We start from the raw sequence: 26,660 nt of genomic DNA, 5'->3' as shown, positions 1-26,660 counted from the left end.
GGCGTCAGGCTTCGTATTGTTAAGAAAAGGGGACAGGCCGCCGACCGGTATCGGTTCGCTCGACGGCCCTGCCCGTGGCCGTTAGTTGCCGGCCATCGCGGCGGTCCACTTGGTGGCAAAGCCCGCCGCGTCGTCGATCAGCGCCCGGTCGAAACCCACGGCGATGAGATTTTCCATACCGACCTTCTCGGCGATCGCCTGGTAGGTGTAGCGAACCTCGGCCTCATCGACGTCTTCGCGATAGGGGGTCAGCCCACCCTTGCCGATCTGGGTCTGGCCGTTGCGGCTGAGCAGATAGTCGACGAACAGCTTTGCCGAATTCGGGTTGGCGGCTTCGTTCGGAATACCGAGGCCGCGCAGCATGACCGGGGTGCCGTCGTCCGGGAAGGCAAAGCCTAGGATCTCGCCGCCGGGCTGTTCCAGGCGCGGGAAAATCGTGATGCCCGAGACGGCGATGCCGACGAGATATTCGCCCGTGGCAATCTTCTCGTTCATCGGGCCGCCGGAGACTTCGCCGCGGATCATCGGTCCGATCTGGCGCAGTTCCTTCCAGCCTTCGTCACCCTTGACCTGCAGGGTCTTCCACCAGGCGGCGAGGCCGAAGGAATTGCGCGCGGCGTCATAGGTGGTGATCTTGCCGTCGAAGCTCGCCTTGTCGGCCGCCGCCGCCTTGACGAGCGACGAGAAGCCGGTCGGGCGCTGACCTTCGGGAAGTAGCGCGGCATTGTAGGTGATGACGAGCGGATCCGCCGACATCACGAAGATGCCCGGGTACGGATTGGCGAAACCTGGCAGGCGCTCAATCTCCGGGCTCGGATAGTCGAGCATGCGGCCCTCGGTGCCGTAGCGTGCCCAGCGGTCGTTGGCGCCCGACACCAGGACATCGGCGGTGCGCGCGCCGCTGCCCGCCTCGGCCTCCCAGCGCGTGTGCACCGTGCCGGATCCAAGGTCCAGCGTCTCGACCTTGATCCACGGATAGAGTTCGTTGAAGCCCTTGATTACCGGCTGCCAGTTGTTGTCGGCCATGTTGGAATAGACGACGAGCCCGGCTTCCTTGCGCGATGCGTCGACGAGCTGGGCGTAGTCGGCCGGATAATAGTCCGGCAGCTTCGGCTCTTGCGCGTAGGCGCCGGTCGAGAACGCTGCCGATGCCGCGACGAGCCAGCCGGCCAGCTCTCTTTTCATATAGGTCATTACTTCCTCCCGTGGGTTTTCCCGTTCTTCATCACGCGGCGCGAAAGCTCCTCACTTGCGCGGCGCGCAGCCTCGACCGTCGCCTTGGTGACGCGTTCGAGATTGTTGGCGATCCGCTCGCGCGGACCTGAAATGTTGACGACGGCAAGGATGCGGCCGTCCGGATCGACGATCGGCGCGGCGACACCGGCGGCACCCTCGACACGTCCGTAGAGATTGGCGACATGGCCGTCGCTGCGCGCGGCGCTGACGCGCTCGGCGATTGCGTCCGGATCGTCCTCGCGTGCGACGTCGCCGCGCAGATAGGCTTCGAGGTCGCCGTCGTTCAGCCCGGAAAGCAGCATGAGACCGCTGGCGACGTAGTGCGCAACGCGCGGCGCAGCGATGTCGCGGTCGTAGCGGATCTCCCGCATCGGCAGGATCTTGTTGAGGTAGCGGACCTGGCGGTCGTCGGTGAGAACGGCGATGAAGCCCGTCTCTTCGATCGCACCGACCGTCTCGCGAAGGATGGGCTCGGCGACCCGCAGGATCGTACCCCAGCCATTGTTGTCCGCCGACGGCTCGCCGGGCAGACGGATCAGCAGATAACGACCATCGGCCTGCCGGGTGACGTACCCGCCCTCAACCAGCGTTCTCAAAAGAAGCAGCGTGCTGCTCTTCGGCAGTTCAAGCGCCTGAACGACTTCCGCCAGGGTGGAGGCCTCGCCACGCGATGCGAGCCACTCGATCAGATCAAGGATTCTTTCCGCGCCGCGGCCGCTCATTCAAATTTCCTCTTGTTCAATATATTGAACGTGTGCTATATTGTGAATGCTACGGAAGCGACTCGCCTTTGTCAAGGCGTTCGCCGGCGTCATCCCGTTTCGTGAACATGTGAGGCTGCCAGGACGCCGCACGCGCGGCCATCCGATCTGTCTCAGGGCCTGATGCCGCAAACGCGCCTCACCGAGGCGCCATACCGGGTTGGAACTCGCAGCCCACGCGCGGAAAGATCGCGGTCATACGCGGGTGGACCGAGCAGCATGCAAGGACCGTGGCTGAGTGGAGAGGTTGAACGCAGGGGGCGGAACCGGGGCCGCCCCCGTTGCGCAGAACATCACCCGAAGGCGGCATCATGAAACGCCTCTAGCGGCGGCCGCGTGCCAGAATGCTGGCGATCGCCTCTGCTGTCTGTTCTGCTGTCAAAGAAGTGGTATCGAGCGTTTCGAGCCCAAGGTTCCGGTATTCGGCAGCGTCCGAAAGTGCAGAGCCGATTGCCGCATCTTCCTCGCCTCGATGCATGAGCCTTCTCGTCCGCTCGCTGTCGCTACAATCAAGCAGGAGCCATTGGCCGTCGGGCCAATCCGAAAGTTCATCCGGCGTACAGACGCCAAGCAGGACAACACGGGCGGCATCCGCGATCTCGACCGCCCTCCTGACGAGCGCGGCATAGGGCGACCAGGTCGCCTCGTTCTCGCTGATATCGCAGCCGGCAAGCAACCCGGCCGGCTCCATCAGCGCGTCCCAATCCAGGATCACTGACTGGGGAAGCAGGTGGCGCAAATGCGCGACGGCGGCCGTTTTGCCGGATCCCGGCGCGCCGAGGATATACCACATCTTGCCTTCTCTCATGGCCATTTCGCCGCCTCGGGTCGTCAGCGGCTGCGCGCAAAGCGCACCGTTCCGTACCCGCTGCGCTCCGCACCAGGGAGTTGCAAATATAGTAACCCGAACACGGCGATCAACGCCCGGCGCGGCTGTCGGCGGCCGCCGGGTTGTCGCCGTCATTCATCCGCCCCATGGGAGCACTGAAGCCCGAAAACTTCAGCGCCCCAAGCGGAACCGGATGAACGCTCGTCTAAAGGACCGGACTGGCGGCGAGCCCGGATCGGGTGGGTTACTCCTCGATGTCGACCTTGTCGAAGCGATGCGAGCCCAGGGGCTCCATCACGTAGTTCTTCACCTTTTTCGACATCGGCAGCACGACGGTGGAATGGGCGATCGGAACCCAGGGCGCCTGATCGCTGATGATCGCCTGGGCCTCTTCGTAGAGCTTCGTGCGCTCGCCCTGGTCCGCACTGACCCGCGCCTTCTGGAAAATCTCGTCGAGCGGCTTGTAGCACCAGTTGGCATTGTTGGCGCCGCCGACGCCGGCGCAGCTGAAGAAGTAGCTGAGCAGGTTGTCCGGATCGCCGTTGTCGCTGGTGCCGCCGAGGATGACTGCGCCATCACGCGCCTCGTCGCGCACCTTCTTCAGGTACTCGCCCCATTCATAGGAGACGATCTCGACGCCGATGCCGACCTTGGCGAGGTCCGACTGCATCAGTTCCGCAGCGCGGCGGGCATTCGGCATATAGGGGCGGCTGACCGGCATCGCCCAGATCTTCATCTTCAGATCCTTGACGCCGGCCTCGTCGAGAAGCTTCTTTGCCGCCTCCGGATCGTAGCTATAGCCCTCGATCGAGCCGTTATAGCCCCACATCGTCGGCGGCAGCACGCTCTTGGCGACCTGTCCCATGCCCTGGTAGACGGAATCGACGATCGCCTTGCGGTCGATCGCCATGTTGATGGCGCGGCGCACCTCCAGCTTGTCGAACGGCGCGACCAGCGTGTTCATCGCCAGATAGGAAACGTTGAGCCCCGGCTGCTCCATGACGTTGAGATCAGGATTTTCCTTTAGCTTGGCGATATCGGCCGGCGCCGGATATGGAGCGATGTGGCATTCGCCCGCCTGAAGCTTCTGCATGCGGGTGGTCGGATCGGTGGTGATCGCGAAGATGAGGTTGTCGATCTTCGGCGCACCGTCCCAATAGTCGGCATTTGCGACAAAGCGGATCGCCGCGTCCTGCTGGTAGTCGACGAAGCGGAACGGTCCGGTTCCGACCGGCTTGCGGTCGAGATCCTGGCGCCGCCCCTCCGCCGCCAGCTTGTCTGCATATTCCTTCGACACGATCGAGCCGAAGTTCAGCGCGAGCTTCGACGGCAGTGACGCATCCGGCTGGTTCAGCACGAACTTGACGGTGTTGTCATCGACCTTGACGATCTCCTTGATCGCCGCCGGCATCTCCATCGCGTTGAACATTTCCCAGTTCGCGCCGGCGAAATAGCTGTGCCACGGGTCGTCCTTGTCCATCTGGCGGTTGAAGGTGAAGAGCACGTCGTCGGCATTGAAATCGCGCGTTGGCGTGAAATCGTCCGTCGTCTGGAACTTCACGCCCGTGCGCAGCTTCAGCGTATATTCGAGATTGTCGGCAGAGATGGTCCAGCTTTCGGCGAGACCCGGAACGACATTGGTGGTGCCGGGGGCGAATTCGGTGAGCCGGTCATAGACCGTCTCGGCCGAGGCGTCCCAGGTGCTGTTGGCCGAGTAGAGCGCCGCGTCGAACCCTTCCGGCGCACCCTCCGAGCAATAGACGAGCGTCTTTGCCATGGCCGGCGTCAGTGCGGCGCCCGAAAGCATGGTTGCTGCAAAGAGCGAGACAAGGGTGCTGCGCGTCCGCGCGAATTTCATGTTCATTGGTCTGTCCTCCCTAAAGGAATGGAATGCGATGTGCCGGCAGTTGCGCCGGAAAGATCAGTCGGCCTTGCCGGCGGTGGTGCCGAGACCGCGGCCGGGCGTCCAGATCGGATCCGGCTTGGTCCAGAGCACGTCGTTGCGGATCAGCTTCACCAGTTCGCTCGCCTGCAGGTCCAGGAAGCGTTCCCCCTTTTCGGCGGTCGCGCTGCGCGGATCGCCCCAGGTGCCGGTGACCGGCGCGCGTTCGGAGAAGGAATAGAAGCGCGACACGTCGGCCGGCACGTCGACTGGGTGCTGCTGGTTGCCGAAAGCCTGGCCGAACATCTCGGTCTTCACCGCATCCGGCACGATCGCCAGCATGACCGAGGCCTCGCCTTCGCAGGCATGGTGTGCGCCCGTGTCGACCTCGAAGATCTTTGACGCCTCCTCCGGCGCCAGCATCCACGGCGTCGTGGCGACGATCGGCATGGCGAACTCGACCGCCAGTTCGCGCACCGCGACGGCGAGCGGGTCCATGTTGCCGCCGTGACCGTTGACGATGAACAGGCGCTGGAAGCCGAGCGTCTTCAGCGAACGGACGATGCAGCGGATGAGGCGGCTCAGCGTATCGTAGTCGAGCGTGATCGTGCCGCCGAAGGGCAGGTGATGTTCGCTCATGCCGGTCCACAAGCCCGGAAGAACGGCGACCGGAACGTCATCGGCAACCAGCCGGGCGGCGCGGATCGCAGCTGCGGACGCGCTCGCCGTGTCGGTGATGACGGGCAGATGCGGGCCGTGCTGCTCCAGCGAGCCGATCGGCAGGATCGCAAGCGCGCCCGGCTTGCCGGCAATTTCGCGCAGACTCGGCGCGGTCATGCGCGCCCATTCAACTTCCTTGGTCATGTCAGGCCTCTTTCATGTCTTCAAAGCAAAATCTGTTCGCCGCCACGCCGGCGGCATGCGCCTATGTCTGGCGTCCCCTGGCATCGACCCGCAGCGTCACCGCCCGCCCATCGGATTGCCGCAGGGTGGCGGTGTCGAATTGCGCGACGACGGCGCAGGAATGATTGGGAAAGATGCGGACGAGGCTGCCGATTGCGGGCGCCATGTCGGTGAAACGGACAAAGCTGTGCTCCTCGGAAAAGCGGCGGGCGATCGCAAGGCTCTTGTGGGTCTTGATATGAGGCAACGCGACACCTGAGGCAGCGGCCCGCGCCTGCATGCCGCGCAGATTGCGCATCCGCCTGCTTTCATCAATTTCGACAAAGGGCGTCGGCAGGTCGGCGGGGTCCGGACGACGAAAGGTGTCGAGCAGCGTTGGGTCAGTCAATTTCATCTCCGGCAAGCGGCGGGGTCGCGAAAAGGCGTTCCCCGATTGGCAAGCACCGCCCGAAGGCGGCGGCTACAAATTTGCACAGTCGGAAATATCAAGCAAATTATTTTTCCTATAAGAAAATTATATTTCTCAAACTATCGCAACTGCGCATCAAATGAGACAGACGACGCCGCGTCACGCCGCAGGTTACGGCCGGTGGGCGCGGATCTCGCATGTGGTCTGCGCCTCTACGTCTGCGCCAGGTGACACCTGACATGCCGAGCGCTCTCGCTCAGGCGCCGCAGCACCTGGCCTGCCTCGCAGCCGCCGCCGATCCGGTCGCACCTCTGTTTATAGAAGCAGCCGTCCGGCAGGTTGCGGTTGTTGGGAAGCTCGCCGGCGCGCACCTGGGCAATGTCTGGCAGCGGGCTTTCGAAACTCGGGGCCGCGGCCAGAAGCGTCTGGGTGTAGGGGTGACGGGGATCGCGCAACACCGCATCGGCCGGGCCGGATTCGACGATCTGGCCGAGATACATCACCGCGACGTCGTCGCAGAAGTGCCGCACCAGCGCGACGTCATGCGAAATCAGCAGATAGGTGAGCCCGCGCTCGCGCTGCAGCTTCAAGAGCAGGTTGATGATCTGCGCCTGCACCGAGACATCGAGCGCCGATGTCGGCTCGTCCAGCACCATCAGCTCCGGGTCCGTGCTGATCGCGCGGGCAATGGCGATGCGCTGGCGTTGGCCGCCTGAAAACTCGTGCGGCAGGCGGTCGAGATGTTCCGGACGGAGCCCGACGGCAACGGCCAGCTCCTCCGCCTTATCATGCAGTTCGGCCCTGCTGTGTCCACCGCGGATATGCAGCGGCTCGCTGATCAGCCGCCAGACCGGCAGGCGCCGGTCGAGCGAGGATTGCGGATCCTGAAAGACGATCTGCATCTTCTGCCGCAGGGCGCGTTTCTGTTTGCCCTGCACTTTCTGAAAATCCTCGCCGTCGATCGCCACCCTACCCCGTTCGTAAGGCGCAAGCCCGATGATCGCCTGGGCGAGCGTACTCTTGCCGCAACCGGACTCCCCGACAATGCCGAGGCTCTTGCCGGCACGGACCTCAAGCGTCACGCCATTGACCGCATGCACAAAGGACGTGGGCCGCCCCAACCAGTTGCGAGACGCCGGGAAGTGGACATGCAGGTCGGAGACCTCGAGCACCGGTTGCGTCATGATACCAACGCCTTCGATCATTGCCGGCCCCCCTGTTCTACAAGTTCCGCCGCGCCCCCGCGGCGCCAGCAGGCCACCTGCTGGCCGCCCGCCCCCGCCAGTTGCGGAGACTGGGATCGACATTGGTCGACCGCTTCCTTGCATCGCGGCTGGAAGTAACAACCGGCCGGTGGGCTGAGAAGGTTCGGCACGGCACCGGGGATCGCTTCGAGTTCCTGCTTCGGCGCTACCCGCTCCGGCAGGCAGCGCAACAGCGCCTGGGTATAGGGATGCTGCGGCGTCTCGAGCACGGTCCGCGTCGCGCCGTGCTCGACAATTCGCCCAGCATACATCACGTAAAGCCGGTCGCAGAGCTGCGAGACGACGGCGACATTGTGCGAGATGAAGATGACCGACGTGCCGGTGCGGCGCGCCCGGTTCTGGATCAGCCGCAGGATCACCGCCTGGACGGTGACGTCGAGTGCGGTCGTCGGCTCGTCGGCAATGATGAGACCGGGATTGCAGGAGAAGGCCATGGCGATCAGCACCCGCTGCCGCATGCCGCCGGAGAGCTCGAACGGGTAAAGCTTCATCACCCGCTCAGGCTCGCCGATCAGCATGTCGGCCAGACTATCCCGAGCGACGCGCCTTGCCTCTGCCAGGCCTATTTCCTCGTGGCGCATGATGACGTCGGTCAGTTGCTTGCCGATGCGGATCGTCGGATTGAGGGCGTTCATCGGCTCCTGGAAGATGGTCGAGACCACCTTGCCGCGCAGGTCCTGCAATTGATCGTCGTCCATGGAGAGCGTGCTGTGGCCAAAGAGCCTGACGGTGCCGCCGGTGATGCGATAGCGCCCTTTGGGCAGAAGCCCCGTTGCGGCCATGGTCGTCACCGACTTGCCGCAGCCGGATTCGCCGACGATGCCGACGATCTCGGCCTTGCCGACGTTGATCGTGACGTCGTCGAGCGCCTTGATCGCACCGCTGAAGGTTGGAAACTCCAGCGACAGATTGTTGATGGCCAGCGCCTGGCCGCGTGGTTCTGTCGTACCGGTCATCATCATCTGCCCCTCAAGCGCGGGTCGAGCATGTCGCGAATGCCGTCGCCGACGAGATTGCACCCCATGGCCGTGATCAGGATGGCAAGACCCGGGAAGGTCGCGTACCACCATTGATCGAGCATGTAGCTGCGACCGCTGCTGACCAGCGCGCCCCATTCGGCGGTGGGCGGCTGGGCGCCGAGGCCGATGAAGCTGAGGGCGGCTGCGATCAACACGACGCCGCCGAGATCGAGCGTTGCCTGGACGATGATCGGCGACATCGCGTTCGGCAGGATATGCCAGCGCAGGATGTAGAAAGGCGAGGCGCCGAAGGTGCGCGCCGCCTTGACGAAGACCTGCTCGCGTAGCGAAAGCGTCTGGCCGCGGGCAAGGCGCACATAGGCAGGGATGCGCACGATCGCCACCGCGAGCATGGAATTGAACAGGCTCGGACCAAGGGCTGCGGCCAGCGCCATGGCGAGTACCAGCGCCGGCAGGGCGAGCACGACGTCCATCAGCCGCATGATGGCGGTGTCGACCCGGCCGCCGACGACGCCCGAGAAGCAGCCGATCAGCACCCCGACCGACATCGAGATCAGGACGATCATGAAGGCGGCGCCACAAGACGCCCTTGCCCCGTAGATCACCCGCGAGAACAGGTCCCGGCCGACCTCGTCCGTGCCGAACCAGTGGGCAGCACTCGGCGGCAACAGGCGCGCCGTCAGTGACACCTTGTCCGGATTGTAGGGTGCTATGACGGGTGCGGCGATGATCATCACGAGGACGAGCAGGATGATCGCGACGCCCAACAGCGTCAGCGGGCTGCGGCGGCTGAGGTACCAGAGATAACGCAGCCGCTCGGAGAACGACTTCGTCCTGCGCATTGCTGCGTTCGACGCGACAGGCTCTGTCGGCATGACGGCGGACATGATCAGACCTCCCTGATCTGCGGATCGGCGAGCATGTAGGCGAGATCGACCAGAAGGTTGATCAGCACATAGCCGATGGATGCGACGATCGTAAAACCCATGATGGCGGGGAAATCGAGCGTCTGGATCGAGGTCACGACATAGGTTCCCATGCCCGGCCAGGCGAAGATCGTCTCTGTCAGCACCGCGCCGTAGAGAAGGTCGCCGAGCGCGAGCCCCAGCAAGGTGATCGAAGGGATGAGCGCGTTTCTGAGCGCATAGTTGAAGATGATCACGCCCTTGCGCAGCCCGCTGGCGCGCGCGGTGCGGATATAATCCTCTTGCAGCACGTCGAGCATCGAGGCGCGGATCTGGCGGGTGATCACGCCCATGTTGGCAAAGGCCAGCACGAAGCCCGGCAGGATGATGTGGTAAAGCGCGCTGCGGAATGCGTCGAAACGGCCCTGCAACAGCGAGTCGATCAGCAGGAAGCCGGTGATGCGCTCCGGCGCCACGATGCCCATGGCCAGGCGCCCGCTGCCGGGAAGGATCTGGAATTTCGCGTAGAACACATAGATCAGGATCAGGCCGAACCAGAAGACCGGCATCGAGATGCCGCAGACGGAGACGGTGCGCGCGATCTGGTCGATCGGGCCGTCCTTGTAGACGGCCGAGAGCACGCCGAGCGGCACGCCGAGACAGATCGCGATGAAGAGCGCGACCGTTCCAAGCTCCAGCGTCGCCGGCAGGAAGGTGCGGATATCGGCGGCAACCGGGCGATTGGTGCGCAGCGACGTGCCGAGATCACCCTGCAGCAGATTGCCGATATAGATGGTGAACTGTTCGACGACCGGCCGGTCGAGACCCAGGTTGCGCCGGATATTTTCAAGTGTCTCGGCGCTTGCCCGGTCGCCCGCGATCATGCGCGCCGGATCGCCGGGGATGAGATGCGAGATCGTGAACGTGATGACCGCGACCCCGAGCACGACGAAGAGCAAGAGGATCAGGCGCGGAAGAATGATGCGGGTGATTGCCATGGACGTCAGCCCTTCCGGCACGGGAACCCCGGCCTAGCTTGGGAAACGGTGAACTCCTGCCGCCGTGGCCCTGAGACCGGCGGCAGGTTTTCCGGGAAGCGAAATCGGTCAAGCGCAGCCTGACCGTTCCTGCTCATTCCGTCTTCGACATCGTTCCGAAGTTGTAGACCTGGATCAGCATCGGATTGTAGACATAGCCTTTCACCACGGCGCGGCGGGCGAAGATGTCGTTCTTCTCCATGATGTAGAGATAGGGCGCGTCCTCCGTCGAAAGCTTCTGCGCTTCGATATAGAGCGCCTTGCGCTTTTCCTCGTCGACGATCGAAGCCGCTTCCTTCACCAGTCCGGCCACCTTGGTGTTGCCGTAGAAGGAGCGGTTGCCCGGCCCGCCCATTTTGTCCGCATCGAACCAGTAGTTCATGAACATGTAGGGGTCGGCAAAGTCCGGCGTCCAGGCGCCGGGCGACATGTCGAACTTGCCGTTGGCGACCAGCTCGCGCTTGGTCGTGTCGGCGACCGACTGCAGGTCGAGCTTGATGCCGATTTCCGCCAGCGAGGCCTGCAGTGCGAGACCGACCGGCTCCCAGGCAGGATCGGCCTGCGAGAAGGTATAGGTCAGGTGAATGTCACTCTTGCCGGATTCGGCCAGCAACGCCTTGGCCTTTTCGATGTCGTAGCTGTACTGGAAGCCCTGGGGATCATGCCCCCACATGCCGCTCGGCACCGCACCGCGCATCTGCTTGGCCTGGCCGAGCATGATGCCGTCGATGATGCCCTGATAGTCGACCGCATAGGAGATCGCCTGGCGCACCTTGGCATCGTCCAGCGGCGGCTGGCGGTTGTTCATGTAGATGTAGTTCACATACATGCTGGGATTGCTCTCGACGACGACCGAGGCATCCTTCTGCAGCGCCTCTGCCTGATCGAGCGGGATCTGTTCGATGATGTCGGCATCGCCGTTGGTCAGTTGCAGGCGGCGAGCCGAGACGTCGCCGACGATGCGGATGACCACCTGCTTCAGCGCCGGCTGGCTGCCCGAGTAGTGTTCGTTGCGGTCGAGCACAATGCTCTGGTTGCGCTCCCAGGAGGCGATGCGATAGGGCCCGCTGCCGGCCGAATGTTCGGCAAGCCAGGCCTTCGCCATGTCGCCGTCCTTCTCATGCTCCATCACCTTGGGATTGACGATCGCAGCGCCGGAGACGGCAAGCGTCGAGATGAAAGGCGCAAACGGCGCGGTCAGGTGAAATCTCACGGTCTGCGGATCGACGACCTCGACCTCCTTCAGCACCGGGAACGCGTCGGACGGGCCAGCCTTCAGCTTCATCAGCCGATCGAAGCTGAACTTGACGGCGGCCGCATCGACCGGCGAACCGTCATCGAACTTGTGGCCGGCCGCAATCTTGAAGGTCCAGACGAGGCCAGCATCGTCGGCCGTCCAGCTTTCGGCGAGTTCCGGCCCGACTTCCGTCGAGGCCCCCTTGTAGGCGACGAGCCGTTCATAGGCGGCATAGGTGAGCGTGTAGCCGCTGTTGCTGATCTCAATGCCCGGATCGGCCGTCGGCGGATCTTCCGCGCGCGCCAGCACCAGCACGTCCTGCGCAGCAAGGGCGCCGGAAAGCGGCGTCGATGCCAGAAGCAATGCAATGCCGATCGATTTCCACTTGGAACCGTTCATCTCGTAGTCCTCCCCAGAACTGCGGCGTGCGATGCCCTCCCGGCACCCACCGCAGTGCTAGACTAGGAAACGATTTTCCTAAGTGCAATATTTTTTCTTATCGTATTCGTTTTTTAGTTTCGATCAGCTTTTGAGCTTGATCGTCTGCGCGTTTGCCAGCGTGGAGACCAATTCGGTTTCCGGGGTCGAGCAAACGCAGAGGATCTGCGCCGGCTCGTCGCTGACGCTCAGATAGGCGTGGCCCATCATGGCGTCGAAGTAGCAGGAATCGCCCTTCTTCAGCCGCAGCGGCGCGTAGATCTCGGTGTGGAGCTCCAGCTCGCCGTCGATGACGTAGAAGAATTCCTCGCCCTTGTGCCGGATGAGCGGCCCGAATTCTTCGAGCGTTCGTGCCCGCGCCATCGCCAGGATCGGCACCATCGATTTCTTCGAAATCTCCGTGCAGACATAGAGATAGTCGTAGTTCTGCGTGACGATCTCCCGGCCCTCGCCGGACTTGGTATAGGTCCGCCGTCCCAGCATGTTGGGGGTGTCTTCCGCGCCAGACATCGTCCCGAACAGCTCGACGATGTCGACCTTCAGGCCCTGGGCGAGCTGGATCAACCGGTCGTAGGTCAGTTGCATCTGGTTGTTCTCGACCTTGGACAGGGTCGAGACCGCAAGCCCGGTCATGGAGCTGACTTCGGCCAAGGTCCAGCGGTTGCGATTGCGAATATCCTTGAGGATCTCGCCGAGGCTGGATTTCGCGTCGGTCATCGTTGGCGTCTCCATTTGCCTGCAGCCATCGAAGTGCTCGCCGGGTTTCGCCCGCCCGCAACACAGAATCCGATTGGCATGATAGGAAAACCATTTCCTATAATACGTGGCCGAAATCAACATCGTGTTGACGGCAATCCCTGCCCCACAACCACTTGCAGCCTCCGGCTGCCTCCTATTCGGCGAAGGGGTTGTCGACCTTTGGCCAATAGGGGCGCGTCAGCTTGGTGAAGGCCAGATCCTCGAAGGTCGGCTGCAACGCGCCCGGCGCGCTGACATAGAGAATGTCGCGCGCAATGGGTTCGAAGCCGGCACGGAAGTGGTTGCTGGACTTCACCGCCACGATCTTCTTCTTCGCCGGATCGAGCCCGAGCGCCGTCATGCATTCCGGATGAAAGGTCTGCGTGCGCACGGTGTTGAGCACGATGTCGATGCTGCCGGCAGACACCCACACGGCATCGCCGATGCCAAGCGGCGTCGGCCCGAAGCGCTGGGTCATGCCCGAAGCCACGCGCCTGACCGTTACCGTCAGGTCGAGCGGGTCGCCGGAGGCCGGCCCGACCTTGCCGCCGATCCTCAACGCCAAGGTGGCGCCCTCTCCGGCCTCGCGGCACATACGCACCGCAATCGGATCCCAGTAGAGGCAGGAGGCCACATCCTCGATGCCACGCTCGATGATGCGGCGCAGGATGAATGTCGAATCTCCAGGCGCGCCGCCGCCTGCATTGTCTGAGACATCGGCGATCACGATCGGGCCGCTCTTTGCGGCAACCGCCCGGTCGAGGGCCGCGTCGATGCTAAGATAGTCTCCGCGCATCTCTTCGCGCGCCTCGAAGATCTCCTGGCCGAACGATCGCGCCGTGCGCGCGGCCTTTTCCGGATCGCTGTCGGTCACCACAAGCATCTTGGCGCCGACGTCTTCCACGTCGCCCCAAGGGAAGCCGTGACCGAAGGAAACCGAGAGTACGCCATCCTGCCCTTCCATCGCCTTCATGCGGTCGACGATGCCGCGCAAGGGCGCGCGATGCGGGTGGAAGGTGTTGATCATACGGCAATCATGGAGACCCATGGTCGGCTTCACTTGGCCGGCAAGTGTGCGCTCCATCAGCCGGAACAGCTGTTCGGCAACCTCTTCAATGTCCGTATGCGGATATTCCTTATAGGTGGCGATCATGGTCGCACTGACAACCATGCGTTCGGTAATGTGACAATGCAGGTCGAGTTCCGCCGCAACCGGCACATCGGGCCCCACCACTTCCCGAACATGCGCAAGCAGATCGCCTTCGACGTCATCGTAGCCATCGGCGACGCAGGCGCCGTGCAGGGCGAGCATCACGGCGTCGACCGGCAGAGCGGCCCTGAGATCGCCGAGGATTGTGGCGCGGAAGCTCTCATAGACCGCCCGCGTCGTCCGGCCTCCGGGCTCGGCCACGGCGCACAGGCTCTCGACCACGTCCCAGCCTTTATCCTCAGCGGCGTTGCGCCAGACGAACATTTGCGAAGAGCAGCAGTTGAGCGGCTTGCCGGTGGCGTCGCCATAGGCGATCAGGTTTTCGCGGAAGGCCTCGATGCCGGTCTGCATGGGCGAGAAGGTGTTGGTCTCCGTATCCAGCCCCGCGATGAAAAGTTTCATTTTCGCCTCCCGCCCATCAAGAAAGATATTTTCTAATCATAAAACTATGTTTATCGTCGGAAAGTCAAATGCATTATCCGCGCTTGCGCGGCTGACCGGGGAGGCAGGAATGCGCATCTATATTTCCGCTGACATCGAAGGGATCGTCGGGGTCGTGAGCCGCGACCAGCTGATGCCCGAAGGTTTCGAGTACGAGAACGCCCGGCGCTGGATGACGGACACCGTGGTTCACGCCTGCGAAGCTGCGCATGAGGAAGGTGTAGAGGAGGTCATCCTCAGCGATTCCCACGGAAATGGCGAGAGCATCCTGATCGACCGCCTGCCGGACTATGTGCAGGTCGTGCGCAGCTGGCCGCGGCCGCTGATGATGATGCAGGGCGTCGAACTCGGTTCCTTCGTCGGCGCGATGCTTCTCGGCTACCACGCCGGCGCTAGCCATGCGAGCGGCGTGCTGTCGCACACGATCGGCGGCACCGCCTTTGCTGAGGTGCGCATCAATGGCACCGTCATGCCGGAGGCCGGCATCAACGCCGCCATCGCCGGACATTTTGGCGTGCCGGTGCTGCTCGCATCCGGTGACGACGTTGCCTTGGAGGAAATTAAGGAGCGGATCGGCGATATCGTGACGGTGCCGGTGAAGCAGGTTTACAGTACGCAATCGGCCATCACCCTGACGCCTGCCGTCGCCCATCGCCGGATCCGCGAGGGCGTTAAGAAGGCGCTGGCGAGAGCCGGCTCGGCAAAACCGTTCAAACTGGAAAACCCCGTCCTTGAGATCGTCTTCCGCAACCGCCTCCCCGCCGAATATCTCTCCTATCTCAAGGGTGTCGAGCGGACCGACGGCTACACGATCCGCTACAAGGGCGACGACATGGTCGACGTCTCGCGCTTCATCCAATTCGTGGTCGGCTACAACTCCCGCCTCACCTTCTGACGAGCATTTCCGCGGAACCAATCCATGACCACCTCTATCGTCCTCGGCGCCGGCATGGTCGGCGTTTCCACCGCGCTCGCCTTGCAAGAAACCGGGCACCAAGTTGTGCTGATCGACCGCAAGGCGCCGGGCCGGGAAACCAGTTACGGCAATGCCGGCATCATCCAGACCGAGGCCGTCGAACCCTATGCCTTTCCGCGCTCCCTGGCCGAGATCGTCAGGGTGGCGCTGAAACGCGGCAACGATACGGACTTTCGGCTCGCCGACATGCCGCGGCTGGCGGGGCCGCTCTGGCGCTATTTCACGCAATCGGCGCCTGCGCCCTATGCGAGAACCGTCGCGGCCTATTCGAAGCTGGCGCTGCGGGCGAGCGACGATCACGCGCGCTTCGTCGAGCCGGCCAATGCCGGCGACCTGATCGTCCGCGAGGGCTGGCGCGCGGTCTACCGTTCGCCGGCAAAGCTCGACGCGGCCATCGCCACCGCCGAGCGCCTGAAACGGGAGTACGGCGTGCCGTCTAAGGCGCTCACGTCAGACGAACTTGCGGCGAGCGAACCTGCGCTCAGAAGCCGACTGGCAGGTGCCGTCCACTGGACCTCGCCCTGGACCTGCCGCGACCCAGGCGATCTGGTTTCGCGCTACGCAGCGCTCTTCATTGCCCGCGGCGGGAAGGTCGCCCAAGGCGATGCCATGTCGTTGCAGCAGACCGGCACCGGCTGGCGGGTGCTGTCGGAGGGTGGCGATATCACGGCTGAAAACGCAGTCGTCGCCCTCGGACCCTGGTCGCCGGTGCTTGTGGCGCGGTTCGGTTATCGTGTCCCCATGGTGTTAAAGCGCGGCTACCACTGGCACTTCGGCGGCAAGGACGGCCCACGCATTTCGATGCTGGACATCGACAGCTCCGCCCTGATCGCCCCTATGAACGCCGGGTGGCGCGTCCTGACCGGCGCGCACCTGGCGCCACTCGGCGCCGCCCCTGCATCGCGACAGATACGGCACGCCGTCAACGCCGCACGCACGCTTTTTGCGCTGCGCGACCCCATCGAATCGGCGCCATGGTCGGGCACTCGTCCCTGCATGCCCGACATGCTTCCCGTCGTCGGGCCTAGCCGGCACAAGGGCCTGTGGTTTCATTTCGGCCATGGGCACCAGGGCTTCACCCTGGGGCCGACGACAGCACTTCTGTTGGCGGAGCAGGTTGCCGGGCGCGCTGGCAATCCGCTGGCCCTGCCCCTGTTGCCGTCGACCCGAGACTGGGCATAGCGGAACGCTAAAGCCCGGTTATTGGCGCACGGTCGAAAACGTGCGGTCGGCGAGCCGCGGCAACATAAGCCGGAAGGCGACGCTGCGGGCGCTTTGGAACAGGATCAGGGCGATCCACAATCCGTCATTGCCAAAGACCGGCTGCAGGATCGCCCAGGCGGCAAAGTAGATCACCAGCGAGGCGACCATCAGGTTTCGCATCTGCTTCGACCAGGTGGCGCCGATATAGACCCCGTCCATCTGGAAGGCGACGATGCCGAAGATCGGCAGGGCTGCGACATAGGGCAGGTAGGCGTGCGCAAGTGCTGACACGCTTTCCGACGGGGCGGTGATGCCGATCACCCAGTCACCGGCCACGAAGAGACAGAGCGCGACGAGCCCGGCAAAGACGAAGCCCCATACCGTGGTCAAGCCGACGGCACGGTCGAAAGCCGGCCGATAGCGCGCGCCGACGGCACGGCCGGCCAACTGCTCGGCCGCCGTTGCCACCCCATCGAGAAAAGCGACGCCGAAGAAATAGAAGCGTAGCAGGATCGTATTGGCCGCAAGGATTTCGATGCCGAGCATGCCGCTCTGGCGGGTGAAGAAGGAAAGCCCGATCAAAAGCGCGAAGGAGCGGATCATCATGTCGCCATTGACCGAAAAGGCCCGGCGGAAGGCCGTCAGATCCGGAAGGTTCCACGCTGTCCGGTCGGTCTTTGCCCAGATGAGATAGAGCCCCGCCACAGCTGTGACGGCTTCGGCGACGAGAGAGGCGGCCGCAACGCCTGCCACACCCCAGCCGAGACCGAGGACCCAGTGCACGCTCAAGCCGGCATTGAGCGCATTGAGCAGGGTTTGCAGGATCATGCCCCAGAGCGCATCACCACGCCCGATGATCCAGCCGAAGACCACGAAGTTGAAGAGGACGAAGGGCGCCGACCACACGCGCCAAGCAAAATAGGTGGCGGCCGCTTCGGCGACCTTGCCTTCAGCGCCCATGGCCGCAAGCCCAAGCGCGCCGATCGGCTTTTGAAGCAAAAGCAGTGCCAGGCCTGCGACAAGCGCGATGATGAGGCCGCTTGCGAGCATGCGCTGCTCTTCGCGCCGGTCACCTGCCCCGAGCGCCTGGGCGGTAAAGCCCGTGGTCGCGCCGCGCAGGAAATTGAAGGTGACGAAGATCACGTCGAAGATGACGGTCGAAAGCGCCACGCCGCCGATCAGGGTCTCGTCGCGCAACTGGCCGATGACGCCGGTTGCGACGAGCCCAACAAGCGGGCTCGACAGATAGGCGATCATCATCGGCAACGCGATGCGAAGCACGTCGCGATGCGCGATGTCGAAGGGGCGGACAGAGACCGCTGCCTGGTCGGAAGACGCGTGTTTCACTCAATCCAGCCGATGTGGTTCGCCGAGCGTATGCATCAGCCGGTTGGCCCAACCGAAGATCGCAACCGCATGGATGAGATCGAGGATCTGCAGGTCGTCGAGGCCGATCTCGCGCAGATGGTAGAACTGGTAGGCGCCGACATTGTCGGGATGTGCCGTGAGATCGACGCCGAAATTGAACAGCGCCTGCTCGAATTCCGGCAGGTTCGCGTCGAGGCCGCTGCCATAGATCTCGTCCACCACCTCCGGCCGCTTTTCGAGCTGGATGTAGCGCGCCGCATGCACCGAGGCGCAATAGATGCAGCGGTTGACGAAGGATGCGGCAAGCGCGCCGATCTCCCGGCCACCGCGGGAAAGCCCGCCCTCGCTATACATGATGTCGTTGAAGAGCGGCGTGCGCTCCTTCAGGGTTTCCGGCTCATTGGCGAGAACCAGCACATAGTCCGAGATCTTCTTGTTGGACGGCGTGATCTTCAGTGCGTCGAGCTGCTCGGCCGTCGCCGTCTCGACGTCGACCGGTTTGACATAGGGCTTCCAGTCGAGCGCTTCGACTGTGAATTCGTGCACGGCTTCAGACATCTCAGTTATCCCTCAGCATCTTGAGGCCGGCCACCACCAGCACCTGATAGTTCACGAAGGCGATCAGGCCGGCGAGCGTGACGATGTCCCGGTCGTCGAGGCCTGCGGCCAGCAGCTTCTCGACATTGGCGCGCGTCGCCTCCTTTGGCGAAAGCGTGACCAGATCGACATGGGCGAGGATCGCCCGAAGGCACGGATCGGCAACTTCGGTGCTGTTGCCGGGATCGGCAACCGACACCAGGGCGGCGCCCTCCTCCTCGCGTTCAAGCAAGGCCCGGAAATGCGCGGAGAGTTCCTGCGACTTCCAGAGTGCCGCCATGCGCGCGGCAAGGGCTGCCCGGAGCGCATAGGAGAAGTTGCGCGGATCGGCCGGGCGAAGGGCGGCCTGATAGCTCGTCTGGCTCAAGTGCTTTAGCTTCGCCCGTTGTTCGCGCAGTGCCTGCAGGTCCGGAAAGCGATCGAGCCCGAGAACCGTGTCGATCACGTCATTTGTCGATGGAGCGGTCATTGGTTTTCCTGTCATCTGAAATGCGGGAGGTTCAGGCCGTCTTCTGTGCCGGCGTCGGCGCGTCGGCATCCACCCATTCGGTCCCGTCGAGTTCCGGCTTTTCGTAGGCGATCAGCGCTTCCCAATGGTAGTCGACATCCCGAATGAAGAGCGAAGCTGCGACCCCACGCGCCAGCCACAGCGCGCCCTCGCTGATGGCGGGGATGTCGCCGCTGACCTTGCCGACACTGACGGAGGCGCCGTAGTTGAAGCAATGGATGTCCTTCAGCCACGGGGCCGTCCCCGGCTCCTTCTCGGTAAAGGAGAAGTCTCCGTTCAGCCACGGGAAGCGGCCGAGCCCGGGGTTCTCTTCGCCCGGCGGCGGCACGTAGCGGTCATCCCAGCAGGCAATCTGGTGCTGATAGGGAGCAAGCTCGCTGCGGCTCAGCGGATCGATCGAAAAGCCCGTGCCGAGGATGACGAAATCAGTGCGGAAGATGCGGCCATTCGTGGTGGTGATGACGACTTCTCCGCCCTCCTCCTTCATCGAGCGGATACCGCAATCGAAGTGGAAGTAGGCGTTCGAATGCTGGCTGACGCGCAGCGTGGAATTGTGCGGCGCCGGCGTCTGCTGCTTTGCGGCATAGTCCATCAGCCGCCAGCGCCATTCCGGCGAAATCTCGGCAAAACCTGCGGTGACGCCATAGGAGCCGATGCCCATCAGCTTGTTGACCGTCGGCATCTCCTTACGGCGGGCGAGAAGGCGGACTTCCCCTGCCCCCTGCTCCAGGGCTTCGGCTGCATTGTCGACCGCCGAAGCGCCGACGCCGATGACGACGACCCGTTTGCCCTTCAGGCGATCGAAGTCGATCTCGTCGGCCGAATGCGCCCAGGAGGTATGCCGCTCCATGGTCTTGACGAAATCCGGAATGGTCGGCTCGCCGAGTCCGTCGCGGCCGGTCGCCATCACCAGCTTTCGGGTGATGATGGCAGGCTTCGCGCCGCCGGCGATTTCGAGTTCCAGCAGCCCATCGGCGCGCGGCACGACGCGGGTAACGTGCGTGTCGTTTTCGACCGGGATGTCCATGACATCGCGGTACCAGCGCAGATAATCCATCCACATCGGCCGCGGGATGCGGAAGAGCTCCTCCCATTCCGCTTCACCCTGCAGCGCGGTGAACCAGGCGCGGAAACTGAGCGAGGCAACGCCAAGCGCCGGGCCGAGAAGGATTTTCGGCGAGCGCAGCGTCTCCATGCGCGCATAGGTGACCCAGGGACCCTCGAACCCCTTGGGCGCGCGGTCGACGATGCGCAGATTGGCGACGCCGGCGCGTGTGAGCGCATGCCAGGCAACAAGCCCGCACATGCCGCCGCCGATCACGACCACGTCGCTGACGTCCTCGCCCGCCGCCGTCGTCACCGGCTTCGACCAGTTGGCCGGCGGATAGTTGAGATAGCTCAGATCCTGCCTTACCCTCGCATTGAGCGCGGCAAGCTGTTGCTGTTTTTGACTGTCGGTCATCCCCGATCTCCCTTCACTTCGCCAGCAGGACGGCATCGCGGTCGCGCCACCCCACCCAGACGTCGTCCCCTTCGATCTGCGAAAGCGCCACCGGATCGACCTGCGCCACCAAGGTGCTGCCATTGTCGAGAACGACGGTCAGTGACGTGTGGGCGCCCTTGAAGACGCGCTGGTCGATGCGCCCTTTCATCGACGGGCGGTCTTCGGGTTTGCGCGACAGGCAGAAAACCGCCTCCGGACGCAGCGCAACCGTGGCATCGTCTCCCGGGATCGGCGACGTGCCGTTCACATCCGCATGCACGACATTGCCGCGCCACTCGATGGCGGCGATCCCGCCCGCAACCGATGCGACCGTGCCTTCGAGGAAATTGCTCTGGCCGATGAAGTTCGCAACGAAACGGCTGCGCGGCCGGGCGTAGAGTTCGTCCGGTCCCCCCATCTGCTCAATCCTGCCCTTGTTCATCACGACGATGACGTCGGACATGGTGAGCGCTTCTTCCTGGTCGTGGGTGACGAAGATGAAGGTCTTGCCGGTCTTCTTCTGGATCGACTTCAGCTCGATCTGCATCTGCTGGCGGAGCTTCGCATCGAGCGCCGACAGTGGCTCGTCGAGGAGCAACACGTTCGGATCGGGCGCCAGCGCCCGCATCAGCGCCACGCGCTGGCGCTGCCCGCCCGAAAGCTGCGCCGGCATGCGTTCGGCATGGTCCTGGAGGGAGACGAGGGCAAGGAGATCGCTGACCCGCTTGTGGATCGCCGCACTCTCCATGCCCTTCAATTCCAGGCCGAAGGCGATGTTGCGGCCGACCGTCAGGTGCGGAAAGAGCGCGTAGTCCTGGAAGACGATGTTGACGTTGCGCCTGTTCGGCGGCAGGTGCGAGATCGGCTTGCCCTCGAGGTAGATCTCCCCCGACGTCGGGCTGTCGAAGCCACCGAGCATGCGCAGTGTCGTCGACTTGCCACAGCCGGACGGGCCAAGCAGCGTGACGAACTGGCCGGGCGCGATCGCAAGATCGAGATCATCGACGGCGGTCAGCGCCCCATAGGACTTGTTGACGTTCTTGAAATGGACGACAGGCTGCATTGCGTCAGCTCCTGGAACGGCGGGTGATATGCTCGGCATAGATGCCGACGGCGGTGGTGACGACGAGCACGATGGTCGCCATGGCGTTGATTTCCGGCGACATGCCGCCTTGCACCTTGGCGAAGATCAGCATGGGCAGGGTCGGCTGGTAGCCGCCGAGGAAGAAGGTGCGGACGAAGTCGTCGATGCTGGTCAGCACGCAGAAGATCATGCCGCCGAAGAGCGCCGGCATGAGATAGGGGATGGTGACGCGCAGGAAGGCGATGAAGGGATCCGCGCCGAGGTCGCGCGCCGCATCGACGAGATTGGCCGGCATCGAGCGCAGCCGCGTCAGAACCATGATGACGACGAAGGGCACGGCATGAACCGTATGCGCGAGGATGATCGCGAAGGTTCCGGTCGGAATGTCGACAGCGCGGATGAAGATGCGCATCGAGATCGCGTTGATCAGCCCCGGCACCACGGCCGGAAGACAGGCGAGCGCGAAGATGATCGCCTTGCCCCAGATGTTTTCCGCTGAAACCAGCAGCGCGATCCACACACCGATGATCGTCGCCGAAATCGTAGTGGCGAGTGCGATGCCGATCGAATAGAGCGAGGCTTCGAGGAACTGCTTGTCCTGGATCACCTTGCCGTACCAGGACAGCGTCCAGTTGCCGATCGGGAAGGCGATGAAGTTCGCATCCTTGAAGCTCATCGCCATCATCAGTGCCAGCGGCAAGACCAAATAGACGGCAAAGATCCAGTAGGAAGCGCCAAGCGCGGTTTTCGGAAGGTCGTTGAAATAGGTTCGCATCGTTCCGCCCTCACATCAGCCGGACGGAGCGGCCGCCAACGACCCGCATGAAAAGCCCGACGGTCGTGAGCGACACCACGAGCATGATCATCGAGAAGGCAGCACCCTCCGGCCATTTGTCGTTCGACCCGTGGAAGAGGGTCGCGATGACCTCGGGAAAGATCACCGCGTTCGGGCCGCCAAGCAGCAGCGGTGCGGCGAAGACGCCGACGGCTGTCAGGTAGACGAGGCTGCAGCCCGACACGATGCCGTCCTTCGACAGCGGCAGGATGACCCGACGGAACCGCTGGAAGGGTCCGGCGCCGAGATCGGCTGCCGCCTGGATCAGCGGCGTCGGGATCTTCTCGATCGCCGAATAGAGCGGCAGCAGCATGTAGAGCGCGAGCAGGTAGATGACGCCGAAGCTCAGCGAGAAGAAGGTGTAGAGCATCGGGATCGGCCGGTCGATGAAGCCGAACTCGCGCAGCAGCACGTTCAGCGCCCCGCGATTGGCAAGCAGCATGATGACCGAGAAGGTGCGGATCAGCTCACCGGCCCAGAAGGGGATGAGCAAGAGCAGCAAGGCCCGCATCCGGTTCTTCGGCTGCACGATCTTCGCGACGTAATAGGCGACGGGATAGACGATCACCAGCGTCGAGATCGTAACAACAGCGGCAAAGATCAGGCTGCGCACGAAGGGCAGGAAATAGAGCCGGTCGGAAAAGAACAGCGCGTAGTTCGAAAGCGTGTATTCGCTGCTTTTGTCGGGCTGTGGCGGGTAGTTGGCAAGAAGGCTGATATTGGCCATCTGCAGGATCGGACCGATGTGCAGCATGGCGATCCAGACAAGCGGCACGCCCGCGAGCACGGCAAGACGCACGCGCCGGCTTTCGACGAGCAGTCCGATCGTATGGCGGTATAGCCCCGAGCGCGCCGCCCTGCCGATCCATCCGGCATAGCGCGGTACCGTCGACAAACCGACGGATGGCGGTTGTGTTGTCGTATCCAGCATTCTCTTTGTTCCCGGCTCTGGAAGAGTCCATTTTTTGACGGGCGACCGGCCTCAGCCGATCGCCCGGATTTCGAGAGGTCAGGCCGACTTGATCTCGGCGGTCGCCTTGTCGATCATCTCGTTCTTCATGTCGCGGTTGACCGAGCTGAAGAACTGGATGCGTTCGACCTGCTCGGGCGGCAGCGACAGCGCGGCGCGCTCCTTGTCGTCAAGCACCTTGTCGACGCCGTCGAAGGCCGACGAGAAGCCGGACTGGCGGGTCATCGCAGCACCAATCTCCGGCGACGACAGGATGGCGTCGAGGAAGCTGTAGGCGGCGTCGGCGTTCGGCGCGTTGTTGACGATGTTGAACGAATAGAGGAAGCCGAACGTGCCTTCCTTCGGCACCGAGATCTCGATCGGGTGGCCGTCCATAACAAGCTTGGCGGCCGGTCCCGACCAGGCCTGCGCGAGATAGATGTCCTCGTTGACGAACATCTGCTGCAACTCGGAGCCGGCATCGTAGTATTTGCGGACCTTGTCCTTGTGCTGAATGAGGAAGTCGCGGGCCTGGTTGGTGGCGGCCTGCGCAACATCGGGCTTGTCGCCATAGGTCACGTAGTCGCCGTCGTTGCCCTGGTAGCGCATCACGATCGAGAGGAAGTCGCTGACGATGTAAGACGTCAGGTTCTTGTTTTCCTCGTCGAACATGATCTCCCAGCTGTCCGAGGCCTTGGCGTATTCGGTGTTGCGCACCAGCCCCTCAAAGCCCGCAAGCAGCGGCACGCCGAAGGTCTTGCCGTCGACGGTGAGCTGCGGCGCGCCCTTGTAGGCGGCGGCGAGCTTGCCCCAGTTCTTCAGCCGCCCGGTGTCCAGCGTCGAGAGCAGGTTCGATTTCATGAACTGCGACAGACGGTGACCGGTGACGGTCACGATATCGGTGGAAGGCGCGGCACCTTCGGCGGTCAAGAGGTTGTACTGCTTGCCCTGGTCGTCGGTCAGGCGGATGCGCACCTCGATGCCGGTATCCTTCTGGAACTGGTCGATGAAGGACTGCGGTACGAACTTGTCGTAGGTCGTGATGTTCACGACCTTGCTCTGGGCGAAGGCCGGGCGGATGATCGAAGGCGCTGCGAGCACACCCGCCCCGGCTGCCAACAGCTTCATTGCCGATCGGCGGGTAGCGTCAAAATTGTTCATCTCGTTCTCCTCATTTTAGCAGGCTCAATTTCCATGTGAGCGTTCAGAGCTTTTTGCTCCCCTTTATTTCGCCGCCGGGTCGTCCGGCAGCGCACCATTGCCGGCGTTCCTGCCGGCAAAGCTTCTTTCGGCGATACGCGCCATCTGCTTGGGATCGTGCACGATGAGATCCGGCATCCGCTCCGACGCGATCCGCGCTATCCGTTGAATGAGTTCCCGGACGCCGGCCGACAGCGGGCGCGAGCCGGCCGACAGGATCGCCCACAGGAAGGGGATCTCGACGTCGAGAGGCCGAACGACGATGGGCGCCGATTGCAGGCCATAGGCGGTCGCCGGCTCGATGATCGCCACGCCAAGGCCGAGCGATGCAACTTGCACAGCGTTTTGCGCCGCGTTGGTTGCGATGATCCGATTGGGACGCACGCCGGCTGCATCGAGCACTTCATCGACGCTGTGGCGCAGCCGAAACGGATTGGACATGGTGACGAGCGTGCGCCCGGCGAGATCGGCGATCGAGATCACGTCTTTCGCCGCCAGCGGATCGTGCGGCGCAACGGCGGCGACGCAGCGCCCTTCGAAGAAGCCTTGCACCTCCAGGCCCGGCTGATCGGCCGGCAGCGAGGTGACGCAGAAATCCGCGGTGCGCGCAAACACCGACTGCACGGCCGCCTCGGCCGGCATGCTGCGCAGATTGATCGTGTGGGGCAGCAGATGGTCCGGCAGCGCGGCAAGTGCCATCGGGATGATGCCGCTCGCGAAGGCCGGGGTCGCGGCGATTTCGATCGGCTCCGGTTCCTTGCCGGCGATCGCCTTGGCGCGATTGCGCAGGTGGCCGATGCCGCTGACGAAGCGCTCCGCATCCTCATGAAAGGCAATGCCCTTGTCGGTCGGCGCGATCCTCGGGCCATTCCGCTCGAACAGGGCAAAGCCGAGCGTCGTCTCCAGGTCCTGGATCAGGCGCGTCACCTGCGACTGCGAGCGGTCGAGCAGGCGGGCGGCACCGGTGATGCTGCCCGTCGACATAACGGCGAGAAAGGCCTCGAGATCGCGTACTTCCATCGGCTATCATGCGCTCCCTGCATGGTGGACGATCAATAGTGCATAAAACGCATTCTTAGTTCTAGTGACAAAAGACAATTTTTCTCGGACGGGGGACGAAAGGGCCGGATCAGGCCGGCCCTAGCGGCCTCACCAGTCCATGACGACCTTTCCGGAGTTGCCGGAGCGCATCGCTTCGAAGCCGTCGCGGAATTCGTCGATTTTGATGCGGTGGGTGATGACCGGGGCAAGGTCGAGGCCGCCCTGCACGAAGGCGATCATCTTGTACCAGGTCTCGAACATCTCGCGGCCGTAGATGCCCTTGAGGTTGAGCATCTTGAAGATCACCTTGTTCCAGTCGATCTCGAAGCCGGCCGGTGCGATGCCGAGGATGGCGATCTTGCCGCCATTGTTCATCTTGTCGATCATGTCACGGAAGGCAGGTGCTGCCCCCGACATTTCGAGGCCGACATCAAAACCCTCGGTCATGCCGATCGCCTTCATCACGTCGGCAAGGTTTTCCTTCGACGCATCGACGACATGGTCGATGCCGACGCTTTTCGCGAGCGCCAGCCGCGTCGGGTTGATGTCGGTGATGACCACCTTGCGCGCGCCCGAGCGCTTGGCGACCATCGCCCCCATGATGCCGATCGGCCCGGCGCCGGTGACGAGCACGTCCTCGCCGACGAGATCAAACGAAAGGGCGGTGTGCACCGCATTGCCGAACGGATCGAAGATCGCCGCCACTTCATCGGGCACGTCCTCGGGGATCGGCACGACGTTATATTCCGGCAGGCAGACGAACTCGCCGAACGAGCCCGGCCGGTTGACGCCGACGCCGAGCGTGTTGCGGCAGAGGTGCCCGCGCCCGGCGCGGCAGTTGCGGCACTTGCCGCAGACGATATGGCCCTCGCCCGAGACCCGTTCGCCGACATGGTACTTGGTGACGGCAGATCCCACCTCGGCGATCTCGCCCATGAACTCGTGACCGACGACCATCGGCACCGGAATGGTCTTCTGCGCCCACTGGTCCCAGTTCCAGATATGCACGTCGGTGCCGCAGATCGCCGATTTCTTGACCTTGATCAGCACGTCGTTGGGGCCGATCTCCGGCACCGGTACCCGCTCCATCCACAAGCCCACTTCGGCCTTCGACTTCACCAGCGCCTTCATCATGTTCGTCATTT

The 26,660-nt window shown here is 63.4% G+C and carries 25 protein-coding genes; 2 read left to right on the top strand and 23 right to left on the bottom strand.

Annotated features, from left to right (window positions below):
• Positions 1-81: 81 nt before the first annotated feature.
• The 13 genes from ACIQUG_RS26310 to ACIQUG_RS26250 all read right to left on the bottom strand — a co-directional run bounded on the left by ACIQUG_RS26310 (position 82) and on the right by ACIQUG_RS26250 (position 14,232).
• Positions 82-1,194, bottom strand: coding sequence for an ABC transporter substrate-binding protein (locus ACIQUG_RS26310; protein WP_052201714.1), 1,113 nt, complete (start codon positions 1,192-1,194; stop codon positions 82-84).
• Positions 1,194-1,958, bottom strand: a complete 765-nt coding sequence (locus ACIQUG_RS26305) for an IclR family transcriptional regulator (RefSeq protein ID WP_402325093.1) — start codon at positions 1,956-1,958, stop codon at positions 1,194-1,196. The genes ACIQUG_RS26310 and ACIQUG_RS26305 overlap by 1 nt, the downstream gene beginning before the upstream one ends.
• A 361-nt stretch (positions 1,959-2,319) precedes the next feature.
• Positions 2,320-2,811, bottom strand: a complete 492-nt coding sequence (locus ACIQUG_RS26300) for an AAA family ATPase (protein WP_402325092.1) — start codon at positions 2,809-2,811, stop codon at positions 2,320-2,322.
• 259 nt (positions 2,812-3,070) lie between these two features.
• A complete protein-coding gene (locus ACIQUG_RS26295; protein WP_402325210.1) occupies positions 3,071-4,684 on the bottom strand; it encodes an ABC transporter substrate-binding protein in 1,614 nt (537 codons plus the stop codon).
• A 63-nt stretch (positions 4,685-4,747) separates the two neighbouring features.
• Positions 4,748-5,572 (bottom strand): creatininase family protein, encoded by an 825-nt coding sequence (locus tag ACIQUG_RS26290; protein ID WP_402325091.1) that lies wholly within the window; start codon positions 5,570-5,572, stop codon positions 4,748-4,750.
• Positions 5,573-5,633: 61 nt separating this feature from the next.
• Entirely contained in the window at positions 5,634-6,005 is a 372-nt protein-coding gene (locus tag ACIQUG_RS26285) for a hypothetical protein (protein WP_402325209.1), read from the bottom strand.
• A 227-nt stretch (positions 6,006-6,232) separates the two neighbouring features.
• Positions 6,233-7,225 carry an oligopeptide/dipeptide ABC transporter ATP-binding protein gene (locus ACIQUG_RS26280; RefSeq protein WP_402325090.1) on the bottom strand — a complete coding sequence of 331 codons (993 nt, stop codon included), beginning with the start codon at positions 7,223-7,225 and terminating at the stop codon, positions 6,233-6,235.
• Positions 7,222-8,241 (bottom strand): ABC transporter ATP-binding protein, encoded by a 1,020-nt coding sequence (locus ACIQUG_RS26275; protein WP_402325089.1) that lies wholly within the window; start codon positions 8,239-8,241, stop codon positions 7,222-7,224. The genes ACIQUG_RS26280 and ACIQUG_RS26275 overlap by 4 nt, the downstream gene beginning before the upstream one ends.
• 2 nt (positions 8,242-8,243) lie before the next feature.
• On the bottom strand, positions 8,244-9,152 hold the full coding sequence (ddpC, locus tag ACIQUG_RS26270) for a D,D-dipeptide ABC transporter permease (protein WP_402325088.1): 909 nt from the start codon (positions 9,150-9,152) through the stop codon (positions 8,244-8,246).
• 2 nt (positions 9,153-9,154) lie between these two features.
• Positions 9,155-10,168, bottom strand: a complete 1,014-nt coding sequence (locus ACIQUG_RS26265; RefSeq protein ID WP_402325087.1) for an ABC transporter permease — start codon at positions 10,166-10,168, stop codon at positions 9,155-9,157.
• A gap of 133 nt (positions 10,169-10,301) precedes the next feature.
• A complete protein-coding gene (locus tag ACIQUG_RS26260; protein WP_402325086.1) occupies positions 10,302-11,843 on the bottom strand; it encodes an ABC transporter substrate-binding protein in 1,542 nt (513 codons plus the stop codon).
• Positions 11,844-11,966: 123 nt separating this feature from the next.
• Positions 11,967-12,599 (bottom strand): helix-turn-helix domain-containing protein, encoded by a 633-nt coding sequence (locus ACIQUG_RS26255; RefSeq protein ID WP_402325085.1) that lies wholly within the window; start codon positions 12,597-12,599, stop codon positions 11,967-11,969.
• Positions 12,600-12,774: 175 nt separating this feature from the next.
• Positions 12,775-14,232, bottom strand: coding sequence for a M81 family metallopeptidase (locus tag ACIQUG_RS26250; RefSeq protein ID WP_402325084.1), 1,458 nt, complete (start codon positions 14,230-14,232; stop codon positions 12,775-12,777).
• A 109-nt stretch (positions 14,233-14,341) separates the two neighbouring features.
• On the opposite strand from ACIQUG_RS26250, the gene ACIQUG_RS26245 reads away from it, so the two are divergent.
• Positions 14,342-15,166, top strand: coding sequence for a M55 family metallopeptidase (locus ACIQUG_RS26245; RefSeq protein WP_402325083.1), 825 nt, complete (start codon positions 14,342-14,344; stop codon positions 15,164-15,166).
• Positions 15,167-15,190: 24 nt separating this feature from the next.
• Positions 15,191-16,429 (top strand): NAD(P)/FAD-dependent oxidoreductase, encoded by a 1,239-nt coding sequence (locus tag ACIQUG_RS26240; protein WP_402325081.1) that lies wholly within the window; start codon positions 15,191-15,193, stop codon positions 16,427-16,429.
• Between the two features lie 18 nt (positions 16,430-16,447).
• Here ACIQUG_RS26240 and ACIQUG_RS26235 read toward each other — a convergent pair whose 3' ends face one another.
• The 10 genes from ACIQUG_RS26235 to tdh form a co-directional block, all read right to left on the bottom strand.
• Complete coding sequence (locus ACIQUG_RS26235; protein ID WP_402325080.1) at positions 16,448-17,797, bottom strand: MATE family efflux transporter; 1,350 nt, start codon at positions 17,795-17,797, stop codon at positions 16,448-16,450.
• Entirely contained in the window at positions 17,798-18,376 is a 579-nt protein-coding gene (locus tag ACIQUG_RS26230) for a peroxidase-related enzyme (protein ID WP_402325079.1), read from the bottom strand.
• 1 nt (position 18,377) lies between these two features.
• On the bottom strand, positions 18,378-18,884 hold the full coding sequence (locus ACIQUG_RS26225; protein WP_402325077.1) for a CMD domain-containing protein: 507 nt from the start codon (positions 18,882-18,884) through the stop codon (positions 18,378-18,380).
• Between the two features lie 31 nt (positions 18,885-18,915).
• On the bottom strand, positions 18,916-20,385 hold the full coding sequence (locus ACIQUG_RS26220) for an NAD(P)-binding domain-containing protein (protein ID WP_402325076.1): 1,470 nt from the start codon (positions 20,383-20,385) through the stop codon (positions 18,916-18,918).
• 13 nt (positions 20,386-20,398) lie between these two features.
• Positions 20,399-21,469, bottom strand: a complete 1,071-nt coding sequence (locus ACIQUG_RS26215; RefSeq protein WP_402325075.1) for an ABC transporter ATP-binding protein — start codon at positions 21,467-21,469, stop codon at positions 20,399-20,401.
• A gap of 4 nt (positions 21,470-21,473) precedes the next feature.
• Positions 21,474-22,265 (bottom strand): ABC transporter permease, encoded by a 792-nt coding sequence (locus ACIQUG_RS26210; protein ID WP_192450441.1) that lies wholly within the window; start codon positions 22,263-22,265, stop codon positions 21,474-21,476.
• A gap of 10 nt (positions 22,266-22,275) precedes the next feature.
• Positions 22,276-23,256, bottom strand: a complete 981-nt coding sequence (locus ACIQUG_RS26205) for an ABC transporter permease (protein WP_402325074.1) — start codon at positions 23,254-23,256, stop codon at positions 22,276-22,278.
• A gap of 78 nt (positions 23,257-23,334) precedes the next feature.
• Positions 23,335-24,435: an extracellular solute-binding protein gene (locus ACIQUG_RS26200; protein WP_402325072.1), complete on the bottom strand. Its 1,101-nt coding sequence runs from the start codon at positions 24,433-24,435 to the stop codon at positions 23,335-23,337.
• Positions 24,436-24,498: 63 nt separating this feature from the next.
• The gene (locus ACIQUG_RS26195) at positions 24,499-25,494 is read right to left on the bottom strand and encodes a LysR family transcriptional regulator (protein ID WP_402325070.1); all 996 of its coding nucleotides are present in this window, start codon (positions 25,492-25,494) and stop codon (positions 24,499-24,501) included.
• 129 nt (positions 25,495-25,623) lie between these two features.
• Positions 25,624-26,658, bottom strand: a complete 1,035-nt coding sequence (gene tdh / locus ACIQUG_RS26190) for an L-threonine 3-dehydrogenase (protein WP_402325069.1) — start codon at positions 26,656-26,658, stop codon at positions 25,624-25,626.
• Between the last annotated feature and the right edge of the window lie 2 nt (positions 26,659-26,660).

The sequence above is a fragment of the Ensifer sp. NPDC090286 genome (genome assembly GCF_044769565.1).
Lineage (GTDB): Bacteria > Pseudomonadota > Alphaproteobacteria > Rhizobiales > Rhizobiaceae > Ensifer.
Note: the sequence above shows the minus strand (reverse complement) of the source record. Positions and strands in the feature narration are given on the sequence as shown.